Source organism: Roseovarius amoyensis, from assembly GCF_003260265.1.
GTDB lineage: Bacteria > Pseudomonadota > Alphaproteobacteria > Rhodobacterales > Rhodobacteraceae > Roseovarius > Roseovarius amoyensis.
In genome coordinates this window covers 1-14,795 of record NZ_QITQ01000039.1, presented here as the reverse complement: position 1 = coordinate 14,795, position 14,795 = coordinate 1, and the positions used below count along the sequence as shown (strand labels likewise).

Here is a 14,795-nt window from a genome sequence, read left to right as displayed (position 1 = left end):
GTGGTCTTCTCGACCCGATCCTGGGTGACGAAGGTCTTGTCGGCGGTCTGCTCGGCGGCGACGGCGGTCTTCTCGACCCGATCCTGGGTGACGAAGGTCTTGTCGGCGGTCTGCTCGGCGGCGACGGCGGTCTTCTCGACCCGATCCTGGGTGACGAAGGTCTTGTCGGCGGTCTGCTCGGCGGCGACGGCGGTCTTCTCGACCCGATCCTGGGTGACGAAGGTCTTGTCGGCGGTCTGCTCGGCGGCGACGGTGGTCTTCTCGACCCGATCCTGGGTGACGAAGGTCTTGTCGGCGGTCTGCTCGGCGGCGACGGCGGTCTTCTCGACCCGATCCTGGGTGACGAAGGTCTTGTCGGCGGTCTGCTGGGATAGTGGCCGACTTTGCCAGGCCGGGTACATTCCCGGCCTGGCAGCCCTCGCCAACCCCGGCTGATCAGCAGCAACAGACAGGGCGTCGACTTATCAATAGATGTATTTGAAACTCATGTTTGTTGGTTGACATCAAAAGATTGGCATAGGATGGATTCGGAAGTTCATTTGAGTTGCGATTCTCTCGGACGCCCTTGTTTTATGGCCTTTCGGCCGATGGTCAGCGCAATAGCATGCTTTCTTTCGTAGGGTTGTCACGACGTCTTGGGGGTCTGAAACATCGGGGGAGTGGAAGTGATCGAGATATTCAGAACGGCCAAGGGGCAAGATGGCGCCGCGGAACGGGTCGCAGGCACGGAGATGTCTCTGGATGCGCCTGCCGATATCTTCTTTGGTGAAACCACTCCCGGAATAGCGTTCTACGAAAAGATCGGCTCGGATCTGTACGTTACGCTGCTGGACGGGACAGAAGTACAGCTGAAGGATTTCTTCGTGATCGGGGCCGATGGCAGCTACAGCCGTCTTCTGGTCGGGGCGAACCGCGCCGAAGAGATCACGGGGCTGGTCGCGCCCGAGCCGATCGCATTTTCCACCGAGACTGTGGCGGATGCGTCACAACCAGAGGATGCCGCGGCGGAGCCGCAGCCCGAGGAACAGGTCGTTGCCGAGGGCGATATCGACCCCGACGATGCATCGCTAGATGTGGTTGATATCTCCTGGTCCGAGGATGGCAGCATGGAGGTCTCGCAAGGGGCGAGTGACGGGGCGTCTTCGCAAGCCGCAGGTGGCGAGGCGCTGGGCCTGTCGATGGATCAATGGCTGCTTGTCGGTGCCGCCGGGGCAGCCGGCACGATGGCGTTTGGCGACTGGAGCAGCGGTTCCAGTGGCGTCGCGCCAACTGCAACAGCACGGACGGCGAAGGTCGCGAACGACGATGCCGAGGCAGGCGAAGGTGCTGGCACTGGCGGCGATACCCTCCCCGCATCTGGCGACGGCGAAAACGGGGAGAATGTCCTGGGGCAACTCGGGGACCTTCTGGGCGACCTGTTGTCTGTCGGCGATGAGGGCGGCCTCGGAGAGGTGTTTTCCAAGGCGGAAGTGGATGATGATGGCGGCTTCGGCTTGCTGGCCGATCCGGCCGCGGTGGAAGACAGCGGTTTGGGCGGGTTGACTGATTTGAATGATCTGGCGCTGTTTGGCGATGCCGACCTGAGCGGGGGCTGGGTACCGGAAGGATGACCGGCGTGTGCGTCATTGTCGCGCGGGAAGCTGTGCGCTGTTTCATGAAGCACAATCATGCCCGCCTGCTGGCGCCCGGATTGAACAAGTACTTTGCGGAAAATCCGAGATGACCCCCGGTTCGCATATGTGCGAACCGGACAGACCGATGCCCGATGCGAAAGGGCGAGCCTGCAAGCTGTATCAGCGATCTGCGACGCCGAAACGAAGGATAAGGTGCCCCATATGCCAACGCGGATCTGTTCCATACCAGAGCCCGCCCCCGCCACGATCGGGGTGCGGGCTTTCGCATGGATGGTGCTCGCGCTTGTCCTTTGCGCATTGGCAAGCATATCGCAGGCGCAGACCTTGCAGCAGGCCGTCTTGATCGCCAACAAAGTCGATCCCTCGATCGCCGCGTTGCGCCAGCGGGTCGCCAGGGAAACGACCAATGTCGAGATCAGCAAGGATGCCCGGCGCCCTCAGCTGAGCATCGAAGGCGACACAGGGTTCGATGATGACGAGGTCGGCGTAACCCTTACCGTCAGCCAGCTTCTGGCGGACTGGGGCCTGTCCAAAAGCCAGATCGCAGCCGCAGAGGCGGGACGCGTCAAGGTCGTGACGGAGCTCAAGGCCGAGGTGGAAAACCTCACCTATGAGATTTCCGACCTTTATTTCGAGGTGGATTCGGCACGCCGCAGAATCGCGCGCACACGCGAATATGTGGCCTTTGCCAGGCGCCTGGAGGGATATTCGAGGGACCGGGTTCTCGCCGGTCTGGCCAACGCCTCGGAGGTGGCAAGAGCACGGTTGGAGATCGCCCGATCCGAGGAGCAGCTTTATCAGCATCAGGTGGATCAGGAAATCGCGCGGGCCGAACTGGAGTTTCTCATGGGACAAGCGGTCGGGCAGATGACGCCGCCGCCCAAGCTGTCGCTGCTCGAACAGATGCATTCGAGCCGGAATGTTATCGCTGCAGTGATTGGTGCCCCTGACTATGTTTCGGCCACAGCCGACGTGGCGATTGCCGAAGCCGGGGTTAAGGCCGCCAGAGCGTCGCGAAAGCCGGCGATCCGGCTGCAGGCCCAAGTGCGTCAGGATCTGAGTGGCGGGCGTGGAAGGTCCAGCGCGGTGGGTCTTACCGCCGGCGTGGATCTGAGCACCAGCAGTTTCCGCGGACGCGAAGTCGTTGCGGCCGAGCAATCTCTGCTGGCCGCGCGTCAGGCACGAACGGCGATCGAGCGTGATCTTCAGAACAGCATGCGGAACTATCGTCAGGAATTGCAGGCTCTGGCGCAGACCAAGCGATCCCTGGCCGCCCAAGTGGAAGACTCGCGTGTGGTGCTACAGGCCTATGAAGGGCAGTTTCGCGCTGGCCAGCGTGACCTGATCGACCTGCTGTCCACCGGGCGCGATCTGTACGAAACGCAGATTGAGCAGATCGAAGTCGAGGATGAATTGAACCGCAAGGAATACGAAGCTGCCAGGACCCTGGGATTGCTTGGGGCGTTGCTGTTCAGAAAGTCGAGATAAAACTGCGAGGATGCAAGGGCGGGAATGGTTCCCGCTGCCGGGGGGCGAGGAGAGTGCAAGATGACGAACCAGACAAGGGCCGATGGCCTCGTCACTGGTTTGATCGCGCTGTGCCGCGCGTACGACACAGATGCGACAGTTTCCAAGCTGACCGACGGGGTGCCGCTGGACGATGGCAAACTGCCGTTGCAGGCGATCCCGCAGTCTTTGCGGCGGGTCAATCTCGCCGGCCGGGTGGTTGAAACAGACCTCGGGGACTTGGCGGAGTACGCTCTGCCGGTTCTGCTGCTTCTGGCTGATGGCAAGACGCTTGTCCTGGAGAAACTCGATCAAGAGAACGCCATTGTGGTTGTTCCCGAGACAGGCGGAGGCCGCACCGAAGTTCCGCGAAGCGAGATCGAAGGGCGATACATCGGTCGTACCGTGATCGCCAAGCCGGTTGATGTGGTCAGTTCGCGGGCCGGCAACCTGTTGAAGCAGGAGCAACGGCACTGGATACTTGGCCCGATTCTTGACAATTGGCCGATCTACAAGGACGTGTTCCTTGCTTCCTTCACGGCCAACCTGCTGGCAGTCGTGACGGCGATTTTTGCCATGCAGGTATATGATCGCGTCGTACCGAACCAGGCGTTTGACACGCTGTGGATTCTGGCCAGCGGCGTTGTCCTGGCAGTGGTGCTGGAATTCTGTCTCAGGGTGATGCGTGCGCGGCTGATCGACATCTCGGGCCGCGACCTGGATCTGCGGCTGTCCAAGCAACTGTTTCACCGGGTGGCGAACCTGAAACTGGCGCATCAACCGCAGTCGATAGGAGCATTTGCCAGCCAGATACGGGAATTTTCGTCCGTGCGTGAATTCCTGACGTCGTCGACGGCCGGGGTGCTCAGTGATCTGCCCTTTGCGATCGTTTTTCTGCTGGTATTGTCCTACATCGGCGGCCCTATCGGCTTGGTCGTTCTGGCAGGTGCTTTGTTGATCCTGGTGCCCGGGATCGCGATGCAGAAATATCTGGCGCGGATGGCGCGTCAGAATACCCGCGAAGGGGCCGCCCTGAACGGGTTGCTGCTGGAGGCGGTTTCCAGTCTCGAAACCGTAAAGGCCGCAAGGGCGGAGACACGCCTTGAAAAGGCTTATGAGCAGGTGACCGCCACCCTGGCCGCATCGTCGGTGCGTACCCGAATGGTGACGACCCTGCTGAACCAGGGGGCGTCATCGACGCAACAACTGGCGTATATCTTCGTCATTGTAACCGGTGTCTACCTTATCAGCGCCGGTGATCTGACGATTGGTGGCCTGATTGCATGTTCGATCCTGACCGGCAGGACGCTGGCCCCGATCACCCAGATCAGCAGCGTACTGGCGAAATGGCAATATGTGCGCAGTTCGCTCGAAACGCTCGACAACGTCGTCAAGCTGCCAATAGAGCGCGACGATACCATGCATTACGCGCGTGCGAACAACCTCAGGGGAGCCTACAACCTCGAGGATGTGAAATATAGCCATGACGACGAACGCGGCGATGCCCTCTCGATCAAGGCCTTTCAGATCAACGCAGGGGAAAAGGTTGCATTGCTGGGCAGCAATGGCGCAGGCAAATCCACCTTGCTGCGCCTCTTGGCCGGGCTGCTGGACCCATATTCGGGGTCTGTCCGGGTTGATGGCCTTTCGATGTCGCAGATCGACCCGATAGATCGTCGCCGCCAGATCGGTTACCTGCCGCAGAACGTGGCACTGTTTCAGGGCACGCTGCGCGACAACCTCGCGTTGGATCATGGTCTGCATACCGACGAAGAGATGCTGGCCGCGCTCGATGCGGTGGGGCTTGGTCCGCTTGTGCGCAAGCATGTCCGCGGCCTGGATCTGACGATCCTCGGCTCGGGCAATGTATCGGGTGGGCAGAAACAGGCCATCGGTCTGGCGCGGATTATCCTGCAGGATCCCAGTGTCGTTATCCTGGATGAACCGACTTCGGCCTTTGACAGCGTGAACGAGCAAAAGGTGATCCGGTTCCTGTCCACATGGTTCGAGGGGCGCACGGCGATCATCGCCACGCACAAGCGGGAACTTCTGGCGCTGACGCCCAGGGCGATCGTGCTCAACGAGGGACAGATCCTGCATGATGACACGCTGAGCAATATCCTGGCGATTGCGCGACGCAGCGCCGAGGAAAACAAGATCAAGGCCGTGAAATGAATACCGCGAGCGACAGGTTGCTGGCCGACCTTGATGGCCGGTTCCGCAGGGAGACCCTGAGAACCGCCAGATACACCGTCTGGGCAATCATCGGGGTCCTTGCCATCGCGGTCACTTGGGCCAGCCTGGCCAAGATCAACGAGATCACCCGAGGTGCGGGTGAGGTCATCCCCATGCGCCGGATGCAGGTCATCCAGAGCCTCGAAGGCGGCATTCTGTCCGAGCTGCTGGTGAACGAAGGGGACATCGTTTCCGAGGGCGAAATCCTTGCACGGATCGACAGTACCAAGTTCCGTTCGGCCTATCGTGAAACCGAAGCCGAAATCGCGATTCTTCAGGCGGAAATCTCGCGGCTTGAGGCCGAGGTCTTGGAAAAGGAGGCGATCGAGTTCGGCTCCGAGGCCGATGACGAGGCACAGCTTGGCGAGGCCCGCCTTTTTCAGGCGCGGCGCACCAAGCTGGATGAATCCATCGCGGCGCTGGAGGCGGAGCAGTCGATTCTCAACAGTCAGATCGAGGTGACGGCGCCGCTGGTCGAGACGGGCTCGGTCAGCAAGATTGAACTCTACCGTCTGCAACAGCAGGCGGCGGCCCTCTCCGGCAAGATCGCGGAAATTCGCAATGCCTATGTGCAGGACGCCTATGACGATCTCGTGGACAAGCGGGCAAGGTTGGCGGCACGTCAACAGGTCCTGATCCAGCGAGAGGACCAGTTGGAGCGCACCGCTATCCGCGCCCGCGTCTCGGGCCGAGTGAACAATGTCAATATTACCACAATCGGCGGTGTCGTTCAGCCCGGCGAAACCATCATGGAAGTGACCCCGATCGACGACAAGCTGCTGATCGAAACGAAGGTGTTGCCGCGCGACGTGGCCTTTGTCGCGCCGGGGATGAGCGCGAGCGTCAAGATCACTGCGTATGATTTCTCGGTTTACGGCGATCTGCGCGGAACGGTAACCCAGATCAGTGAAGACACCGTCGAGGAAGATGGCCCGACCGGAAAACAGGCTTTTTACCGGGTCATGGTGACGACCGACAAGAACTATCTCGAAGGTGGGGAGGAAAGGTATCCGATCCGGCCCGGGATGATTGCGGATGTCGATATCGAGACCGGGCGGCGCTCGGTTATCAGCTACCTGCTCAGGCCGCTGCTGCGGGCACAGTTGCGCTGATGACGCAGGAAACGGATGAGCGGCGAGCGCCGGCGCAGGTTCGGTTTGGAGAAGAAAACAGGATGAATTGTTCGTTACCGGAACGCAGGCAGTCAGGCACAGGCAGGTGGTCGGTGTCGCCCTTGGGCCTTTGTCGACTGGGGCTGGTCATCCTGGTCGGTTTTGCGTTCACTGCTGGGCAGACCCCGCGAGTGCACGCACAGGAGATCCTTGAAGTCGACAGCAAGAGCATAGTGCTGAACCTCAACGAGGCCAAATTCCTGCGCCTGGAGCGTCCGGCCAGCGCGATTTTCTTGTCAAATCCTAATGTCGCTGACATCGACCTTCAGTCGGCTAGCTACATCTATCTCGTGGGCAAGGCTGTTGGCGAGAGTACACTCTTTGTTCTGGGTGATGATGACCAACCGATGATGCGGACCACCGTGTCGGTTGGTGTCGATGCCGAACGCCTGACGCGCGCAGTATCGCGCTCTGTCAGTGGGGGGCGTGTCAACGTATCCTCCGTGGATGGGGCGATCTTTCTGCGCGGGGTTGTTCCCTCGCCCGACGACATCGCCACGGCCGAGGACGTGCTGGCGGCATTGACCGGGCCAAACGCCATCATCGTGAACCGGCTGGAACTGGAACAGTCCGCACAGGTCAACCTGCAGGTCAAGATCGCAGAGGTGTCTCGCACCGTCAGCGATGATCTGGGATTCGGTATCAACGGAAGCGGCGCGCGGGGCACTTTTTCGTCGCCGGTCAGTTCGATAGAGAATGGTTTTGCCGTTTCGGTGACCCCCTCCGGCCTAAACATGAACCTCATGCTTGATGCGCTGTCCCAGCGTGGGCTGGTCAGCATCCTGTCAGAGCCGAACCTGACCGCCCGGTCCGGCGAGACGGCAGAATTCCTGGCCGGGGGGCAGATACCCTATCGTGTTGGGGACAGCGCCGACGACACGCGGATTGAGTTGCAGCCCTTCGGCGTGGAACTGAAATTCACCCCGGTCGTACGGCCCGGGGGGCGAATCGAGATTAATCTCGAGACTCGCGTGCGCGAGGTGGACAGTTCCTCCTCAACCGGCAGTGATATCGGCCCGGCCCTGACCGAGCGCAGCGCCTCGACCACGGTTGAGATCGGGTCTGGTCAGAGTTTTGCCATCGCGGGCATGTTCCAGAGCGGCACACGCCAGTCTCTCGGCGGGCTGCCGGGGCTGGTCAACCTGCCGATCATCGGGGCGTTGTTTCGGTCCTCGGACTATTCCCGTGGGGAAACCGAACTGGTGATCATCGTTACACCATACTTGGTCAAGCCGACCAGCCCGAGGGAGCTTTCTCTGCCCACGGACACGGTGAACACCGTCGGCGGGGTCGAACAATGGGGTACCGGTCAGTTTACCCGACCGCTCAAGCCTGCCCGAAATGGCAGATCGCGCGTGCGCAGCAACAGCGGGGGATTTCGGCTGCAATGATGACCAGGATAAAAGCATGTGTCGTTGTGCTGCCATTGCTGTTGGGGGCCTGCGAGGTGGACGAGGCGCCCAGGGGTGTTGATCGTACGCTGAAACCCAATATCGTCGAAACGGTCGAGCCGTACCGGTTCAAGAACTGCTCGGGAGAATTGGCGCAAGGCGAAGCCGACCGGATTCGCCGGTATCTGCGTGGTCTGGGCCTGACCTCTCAGGACGTTCTGATCGTGACCTTGCCGAAGGGGCGCAACGCCACCCGCGACGTGCAGCGCCGGCGCACGATGACGTCGCTTCTGCTGGCGGTGCCAGCGCAGAAGCGCTTCATCGGCGCGACGGATTTCCGCGATGACTGCAAGTCCGACAGTGAGGGCATCATCCGCGTGGTGCGCACCCTCTCGGTCGAGGCCGATTGCGAGGCAGGTGCAATTCCCAATGGATGTACCACGGCAAAGAACCTGTCGGCCATGCTCGTCAATCCCGCCGATACCTTTCTTCCGCAACCGACTACTGCCGGCGGTTACACGAGGCCGACTGAATGACCGGGGGAATGATGCGCGGCATTCAAGAGATGATGGGCCGTGCCCTGCGGGACGACTCCGGTGCGGTTACGGTCGAGTTCATGATCTTGCTGCCGGCCCTGCTGCTGTTCTTGATCTTCATATTTGTGGTGAGCCTGTACCTGGGCACAGCCAGCGATGTGCAGCAGGCCGCGCAGACTCTGGCACGGGCTTCCTTTCGGGTTGTTCATTCGGGCGAGGAGGTCGTGGATATCTGCGCACAACTGAGCGAAGAGATGCTGGGCGACGTGATCGAACAGGCCGCCTTTCTGAATGCTGAGAAAGTGACGTTCCCGGCGACATGTGCCGATCAGCCGGCCGAGGATGGAAGCGTCACGATCACCATGGTCTATGACCTGACGGGCAGTTCGCTGAGCAGCCTCAGTGAATTGGTCGGTCTGGACTTTGTTCGCATCGAACGCAGCGCGATCTTTTACCCGTAACGTGGCGGTTCGGGTTTACCGGACCAGGGTCGATGCTGAACTTGTGCAGGTATAGTCGTCCAAGATGATCTCGGCGCGCGCGACGTCGATACCGAGGAGATCCAGAATGGCTTCGGCCAAGCCATCGAGGATCGGCAGTGCCAGCAGGTTTGTAACCTCCGAGATGACCGTGTTCAGCGTCGAAAGGATCGTACCTAGGAGAGTACCGAGAAGGCAACCGAGCAGGCCGCAGTTTCGCTGGGTGGCATCACGCTGGGTATCAAGATCGGATTCGATGTCCGAAAGCACCGTGGAGAGGGAGCTGGTCAGGCTGGCTAGCGAAAGATGCCCGGGGACGGGCACGGGAACACCGATCTGATCAAGGCGGATATCGATGTCCTGTGTGTGTCCCGCAATATTGTTCGGGGCAGGGGTTTGCGCCGCGTCGTTGCCGTCGATGGGGGAGAGCAACGACAGTTCAATTCCCAGTGCGGCCGGTGCTGTGGTGGTCGAAAAGGTCGCCAGCGTATCGCCCGGTTCGGACGCCCCGCAGTCGACGTCGGTCAGTGTGGCGGTCGCTGTTGCCGCGCTGAGCGACAGCGAAAGGTCAAGAAGGCGGGCCACGTCCGCAGTCAGATCAATATCTGCCTGCGTCACCTCGGCGGTAAAGGGGTCGTCTTTGTCGAACTGAACGATAAAGCTGACAGGAGCCCGGATCAGGCCGGTTTCCAGCGTGACGTTCGCAAGAGGCGAAAGGTCGAGGCCGGCATCGACTTCTAGCCGCTCGGTGGGGCCGAAGCCAGACAGTCCGGCCGTGGCGAGTAGCAGATCTGCGGCGTTGATGTTGAGATTGGGAAGGATGTTACCAACCCGTACTTGGGCAAGAGACGGCTGTACCGTGATCAGTTCACCCAGCGACAGGGTGCTGTCGGGTATATCGCTGCCGACCAGCACACCGCTGTCGAGCGCGCCCTTGTCCACAAGCATCTGCACTACACTTTCGGATGTGAGGGTAAGGTCAAGCAGTTCCTCGAACGTGATCAGGTTGAGGCTGGTGCCCAGAGTGACCAAGCCGATCAGATCGTTGATGGCAACGTCCGTGTTGACCACGCCCTGATAGCTCAGGACCGAAAGATTGAGCCCCAACGCGTCTTCGCCAAGCAGGGTGCCCAGCAGGGGGGCGAGCAGGGTTGAATCGCGCGTGTCTAGGCTGAGCAACGTGTTTCGCAGCGTGAACGAGACCACTGGCGGGCCGGATCGCGCCACGGCCGAACGGGAAATGACATAGTTGCTTTCGTCGATGATCGCCGACCAGAGCAGGGTTCGCCACGGCGTGTCCACCGTCACCTCGACGGCATTCACACCGCTTGGGTCGCTCTGGTCTGCTGCCTGCACGAACCCGTCTTCATCGTCGTAGGCACCGAAGACGATTTCGTCATCGACCAGTTCGATGGTTCCGTACTGATCATTGCGGCGGACCACGGCGCGGGCGATTTCACGCGCTTCGTCAAGATCATGCAGATGGCTTGCAGCACTCTGGGCGGCGAGATCGGCCTGCCCCTGGATATAGGATTTCTGCGCGTTGAGCTGTGTCACGTCGACGGCCAGCCCCCCAATCAGGATGAGCGCCGGAAAGAGGATCAGCAACAGTAACGCCATCGCGCCGTTCTCGTCTTTTGCAAAGCGGCAAAGCGCTGCCGGCTTTCGCGGGCCGGCCTGGAAGAGCGCGCTAAACAGTTGTGCCACCGCAGTGGCGCGAAGGTAGGAAGGCATTTTTTTGCAGGTTCTCACGGTCGGGTTCCTGAGTGCGCGCATCTCCGGGGGCGACTCAGGTGGAATGCCCCGGTAGTGCCTTGAATTTTCTTGTTTTCCTGGCGTGGCGGCCAGTCGATGTATTGTGTCGGTTCGCGTAAAGGTGAATAACTAATGGCGATATGGTTACATTCGTAGGAATCTATAGTGGAGCCTGTTGATCCGAAAGTCTGGGCAATGCAATTAGTCGCTGATTGGTGCCCTTTAGGCGCAACGATTCGGAGTGCTCGCACGTCTGCTCGTGCGAAGAACGCCGTTCTGATTGAGATGCTGACTGGCCGGGAAGCGATCGAGCTTGCCACTTGGTCGGACGTAAGAGGTGGGGTGCCGGGTTTGGCGCCATTCATTTGATCTGGCCGTCCACTTGGGGCGGTAACTGATTTTGGGGAATTGACCGGATGTCTGCCAGGACGAATTCGAAAAGCTGGAAGGTTTTTGCCGCTGCTGCCCTCGGCGCTGTTGTCGCCTTTCCCCTTGTCAGCTCAGCCGAATACTATTCCCGGGTGGAAGTGCGCGGAAACGAGTTCCTGCGTGGCCAAGACATCCTGGCAGCCTGCGATATCAATGCCGATCATTCGTTTTCGGGGCCTGAAAAGGAAGCGATGCGAAGCTGCCTTATGTCCACCGGCCAGTTCAGGGACGTCAGTTTTGCGCCGCAGGGCGAAACGATGCAGGTTGTGGTCGAAGAGCTGAACACCCGGCCCGGGCGGGTCGAGGTCGGGCTTCAATACGACAGTGAGGCTGGTCCGATCGGCTCGGTACTGTTCGAGCGCTACAACCTTTTTCCGGGGACATTTGGTTCGCTTGAGCTGACGTTCTCGGAAGAGACGCAGGGAATGGATGCCAGCCTCTACCGCAAGGATGCTTTCGCGGGTGGATGGGATGCGGGCATAGACATCCATGTCAGCCAGTCGGATTTCGATGACCAGAACTTTACCCACCGCAGGGCTTCGATCGAGCCGTTCATCGCTCGCCAGTTCAATGAACGAAGCCGGTTTGAGGCTGGGCTGGGCTATCGCAGCGACGCGATCCGGGATGTCAGCCTGCTGGCCAGTCCCTTGGTTGCAGTCGATGCAGGCTCGCATCGGGGCGCCTATATCCGGCTGAGCTATGATTACGACGCGGATGACTGGCGTTTTGGCGCAACGCAACATTTCTTCGGGCTGGGAAGCGGCAATATCGTCAGCCAGACCCGGCTGGAGGCCGAAAAGACCTTTGCTCTTTCCCCAGACGGGTTGGCTCTGACGTTGGGGGCCAAGGGCGGGCATGTCGCCTCGCTCGACGGAAAAGCACCGCGCATCACGGATCGCTTCCTTATCGGTGGCAGCGAATTCCGCGGCTTTGCACCGCGGGGCGTGGGGCCGCGCATGGGCGCGGACAATCTGGGCGGCGAATCCTTCATCGTGCTGACTGCTGAGGTCAAGAAGGATATCGGCAACCTGTTCGGTACGCGGGCGCAGTTGGGCGGGTTCGTCGATGTCGGCTCGGCTTGGGAACTCAGCAACACGCTGGGCGGTGCTGTCGATGATGGTCTGAAATGGCGCTCGGCCGTCGGGATAAGTCTTACGCTTGATATCGGTCGGGTGCCGGTGTCAATCTACCTGGCCGAACCCATCGATAAGGAACCGGGTGACAAGGAACAGAATTTCGGGATCTCGATCTCGACGCGGTTCTGATGCGCGGAACCGGTTGATGAAGGCGAAGAGAGCATGAATGTGAAGGCGTTGCGAGCACTGGGTCTGGCCGTCGGAATGGGCATCGCCTTGTCGGGATGTGCCGACATCGGCGGCGGCTTCGGGCCGATGGCCGGTGCGCAGGATCGCAGCCAGGTATCCGAAACCGAAGCGGTGGCAGAGGCAGCACTGGCCGGCGGGAACTATGAAGACGCCGCCCGGCTTTATGAGAAAGCCGTTGAAGACGACCAGAACTCTGCCTCGGCCTATCTCGGATTGGGGCAGGCCTACATGCAACTGGGGCAACTGGCGCGGGCCGAGTTTGCCTTGCGGCGGGCGCATGAACTGGATCACCGTTCCCCCGAGGTCTTCAACGCACAGGCGGCGCTGAAACTAGAGCAGTTGCACCCGGCCGAGGCAATCACGCTCTATGACAAGGCCCTTGCCCGCGACCGAAAGAACATGTCGGCGCTGACAGGCAAGGCCGTGGCACTGGATTTCCTGTCGCGCCATCAGGAGGCACAAGCGATTTACCAGGAGGCGTTGCGCCACTACCCGACCAATTTCGTATTGCTCAGCAACTACGCGCTCAGCCAGGCGCTGTCAGGTCAGGTGGGGGCCGGGCTGAAGATCATGCAGGAGTTGCTCCGCGATCCCGAAATGGGTGATTCCGTGCGCGGCAACATGGCGATAGCCTATGCGTTGGATGGCCGAACGAGAGAGGCGCGTGCGGTCCTTGAGGGCACGATAAGCAGCAGCGAAATCGAGCAAACCCTCGCAAGCTACGCCGAGATCCGGCGGCGCTTCCAGAAGGGTGAGCCGATCGGCTATCTTATCTTCAGTTGATGGTGGCCGGCTTGATGGTGCGGTCAGAGTGGCAACACTGTCAGGCCGGTGCAGACCAGCCCGAACAGGGCCACTGCCGTGCCGACCCAGATCACTACGAGGGCTATCCGGCCGGGGTGCCAGCGGTCGATCCGGGTCTCACCGGACTGGTCGATGCGATGAATCTGGCAGATCGACGCCTTGGCGGCGGCGCCGATCAGGAAACCGCCCAGGAAAAATAGTAGCAGCGATAGCGTCAGTGGCCGACCGGTGAACTGGTCAATCGCGACCATGGCCACTACTGCAGTGCCGCAGGTGACCAGCAGGAACTCTGGCCAAGAGTTCCGCGAGGTGGATGAGGCTTGGGTTTCGAAGAAGTTCAGATTGCGGCGTTCGGGCGGCATGCGCTGTTCCGTGGGCGCTGGATATGTGTTCCAGCGCTGGGCCACACGTTTGAAGGTCTCTTCAATTTCACCATTCTGCAATCTGTCGTACGGATAGGCGCGTCTGAAATCGAGTTGCCGAGAATTGCGTCCCATGTCGGCGCCCATCTGAGAGTTAACTTAAGATTAGAATACATTAAAAAGAATGTATGTAAATGCCTGCCCGTGTTACTGCAAGGGGGTATGGATCACCTTTTAATACGCGAATCGGCAACAGAGTCGGGTGGCGAGTGCGTCGGGTCGGCTTAGTGGAATTGGGTGCTCTGTCATCAGTATGAAGTAAAAAATCGTATGCTTGGTCGCCATCGGGGGCGGCGCCAGCGTCAAAATCTGAGACGATCCAAAAGATATTCGTACATACAAAAGTATATTGAGGTGCGGGCCGACATCAATTAGGGTGTTCTCGAACTGGATGCCCCGGGGGCATGGACATTGGCGAGGCAGCAGCCGTGAACCTGAAGAGGTGCGGACGCGCTCTCCGGTGCCGGAAAGCTCGGGGCATGGAGAAACCGTGAAAGCGGGCATGAGTGCGAGGGACTGACAATATGGCGACCAAGGAAATCACGGCTACAACGCCCACGGAGTTTCGGATCGGGACGCCGCGCGCGGACGTTCGGTCGGCCGTGCGCAGCGGCAACGATGTTGTCGTCGAAATGGTGAACGGTGATCGGGTGATCATACGAGACTTCTATGTCCCCGGACCGGGAGGCGAGTTTAGCAAACTGACCTTCGCCGATGGGCCATATATCCTTGGGGACGCTGGTGCGTTCGAGGATGAAGGCGGGCAGGCTGCCGGAGAGTCTATCTGGGAAGTGCCGGACGAGATGTGGATGGTCGGGGGGGGGGCTCTTCTTGCGGGTGGGGCGCTCTGGGCGGCCGATGAAGGAAGTGATACGATTTTCCCCCGTCCCACGGACCCGACCGATCCCACGGATCCGACCGATCCCACGGACCCGACCGATCCCACGGACCCGACCGATCCTACGGACCCGACCGATCCTACGGACCCGACCGATCCTACGGACCCGACCGATCCTACGGACCCGACTGATCCCACGGACCCGACCGATCCGTCCGAGCCGGACGACAATGCCAGCCTTCTGGGCGAGGTGATCGATGGCTTGGGAG

Annotated in this window: 13 protein-coding genes; 10 read left to right on the top strand and 3 right to left on the bottom strand. The window is 60.4% G+C overall.

What is annotated here, in order from left to right; all coding sequences use genetic code 11:
* On the bottom strand, positions 1-401 hold a 401-nt coding region (locus tag DL899_RS19505; protein WP_204355355.1), incomplete at its 3' end, for a hypothetical protein.
* 264 nt (positions 402-665) lie between these two features.
* Between DL899_RS19505 and DL899_RS17985 the strand changes: the two genes are divergently transcribed.
* The 7 genes from DL899_RS17985 to DL899_RS17955 all read left to right on the top strand — a co-directional run bounded on the left by DL899_RS17985 (position 666) and on the right by DL899_RS17955 (position 8,935).
* Positions 666-1,610: a hypothetical protein gene (locus DL899_RS17985; protein WP_162685642.1), complete on the top strand. Its 945-nt coding sequence runs from the start codon at positions 666-668 to the stop codon at positions 1,608-1,610.
* A gap of 294 nt (positions 1,611-1,904) precedes the next feature.
* Positions 1,905-3,122: a TolC family protein gene (locus DL899_RS17980; protein WP_162685641.1), complete on the top strand. Its 1,218-nt coding sequence runs from the start codon at positions 1,905-1,907 to the stop codon at positions 3,120-3,122.
* 60 nt (positions 3,123-3,182) lie between these two features.
* Positions 3,183-5,315, top strand: a complete 2,133-nt coding sequence (locus DL899_RS17975; protein WP_111735724.1) for a type I secretion system permease/ATPase — start codon at positions 3,183-3,185, stop codon at positions 5,313-5,315.
* Positions 5,312-6,487, top strand: a complete 1,176-nt coding sequence (locus tag DL899_RS17970; protein WP_111735723.1) for a beta-barrel domain-containing protein — start codon at positions 5,312-5,314, stop codon at positions 6,485-6,487. The genes DL899_RS17975 and DL899_RS17970 overlap by 4 nt, the downstream gene beginning before the upstream one ends.
* The gene (locus tag DL899_RS17965) at positions 6,487-7,938 is read left to right on the top strand and encodes a type II and III secretion system protein family protein (protein WP_111735722.1); all 1,452 of its coding nucleotides are present in this window, start codon (positions 6,487-6,489) and stop codon (positions 7,936-7,938) included. Before DL899_RS17970 ends, DL899_RS17965 begins: the two co-directional genes overlap by 1 nt.
* Positions 7,939-7,994: 56 nt before the next feature.
* Entirely contained in the window at positions 7,995-8,474 is a 480-nt protein-coding gene (locus DL899_RS17960; protein ID WP_204355354.1) for a hypothetical protein, read from the top strand.
* On the top strand, positions 8,471-8,935 hold the full coding sequence (locus DL899_RS17955; protein WP_111735720.1) for a TadE/TadG family type IV pilus assembly protein: 465 nt from the start codon (positions 8,471-8,473) through the stop codon (positions 8,933-8,935). The genes DL899_RS17960 and DL899_RS17955 overlap by 4 nt, the downstream gene beginning before the upstream one ends.
* Before the next feature lie 15 nt (positions 8,936-8,950).
* Here the strand turns inward: DL899_RS17955 and DL899_RS17950 are convergent, their stop codons facing one another.
* Entirely contained in the window at positions 8,951-10,705 is a 1,755-nt protein-coding gene (locus DL899_RS17950) for a pilus assembly protein TadG-related protein (protein ID WP_162685640.1), read from the bottom strand.
* Positions 10,706-11,124: 419 nt separating this feature from the next.
* On the opposite strand from DL899_RS17950, the gene DL899_RS17945 reads away from it, so the two are divergent.
* Positions 11,125-12,402, top strand: coding sequence for a BamA/TamA family outer membrane protein (locus tag DL899_RS17945; RefSeq protein WP_111735718.1), 1,278 nt, complete (start codon positions 11,125-11,127; stop codon positions 12,400-12,402).
* Between the two features lie 33 nt (positions 12,403-12,435).
* On the top strand, positions 12,436-13,245 hold the full coding sequence (locus DL899_RS17940; protein ID WP_111735717.1) for a tetratricopeptide repeat protein: 810 nt from the start codon (positions 12,436-12,438) through the stop codon (positions 13,243-13,245).
* 23 nt (positions 13,246-13,268) lie between these two features.
* Here DL899_RS17940 and DL899_RS17935 read toward each other — a convergent pair whose 3' ends face one another.
* Positions 13,269-13,775, bottom strand: coding sequence for a hypothetical protein (locus tag DL899_RS17935; RefSeq protein ID WP_111735716.1), 507 nt, complete (start codon positions 13,773-13,775; stop codon positions 13,269-13,271).
* Positions 13,776-14,212: 437 nt separating this feature from the next.
* Between DL899_RS17935 and DL899_RS19735 the strand changes: the two genes are divergently transcribed.
* Positions 14,213-14,795: BapA prefix-like domain-containing protein (locus tag DL899_RS19735; protein ID WP_204355353.1), on the top strand; the 583-nt coding region annotated here is incomplete at its 3' end.

What these genes read in the sequence shown, in the direction of transcription:
- DL899_RS17965 (WP_111735722.1), top strand. Translation starts at nt 6,487, where the DNA reads ATGACGCAGGAAACGGATGAGCGGCGAGCGCCGGCGCAGGTTCGGTTT.
- DL899_RS17980 (WP_162685641.1), top strand. Translation starts at nt 1,905, where the DNA reads ATGGTGCTCGCGCTTGTCCTTTGCGCATTGGCAAGCATATCGCAGGCG.
- DL899_RS17945 (WP_111735718.1), top strand. Translation starts at nt 11,125, where the DNA reads ATGTCTGCCAGGACGAATTCGAAAAGCTGGAAGGTTTTTGCCGCTGCT.
- DL899_RS17940 (WP_111735717.1), top strand. Translation starts at nt 12,436, where the DNA reads ATGAATGTGAAGGCGTTGCGAGCACTGGGTCTGGCCGTCGGAATGGGC.
- DL899_RS17935 (WP_111735716.1), bottom strand. Translation starts at nt 13,775, where the DNA reads ATGGGCGCCGACATGGGACGCAATTCTCGGCAACTCGATTTCAGACGC.
- DL899_RS17970 (WP_111735723.1), top strand. Translation starts at nt 5,312, where the DNA reads ATGAATACCGCGAGCGACAGGTTGCTGGCCGACCTTGATGGCCGGTTC.
- DL899_RS17955 (WP_111735720.1), top strand. Translation starts at nt 8,471, where the DNA reads ATGACCGGGGGAATGATGCGCGGCATTCAAGAGATGATGGGCCGTGCC.
- DL899_RS17975 (WP_111735724.1), top strand. Translation starts at nt 3,183, where the DNA reads ATGACGAACCAGACAAGGGCCGATGGCCTCGTCACTGGTTTGATCGCG.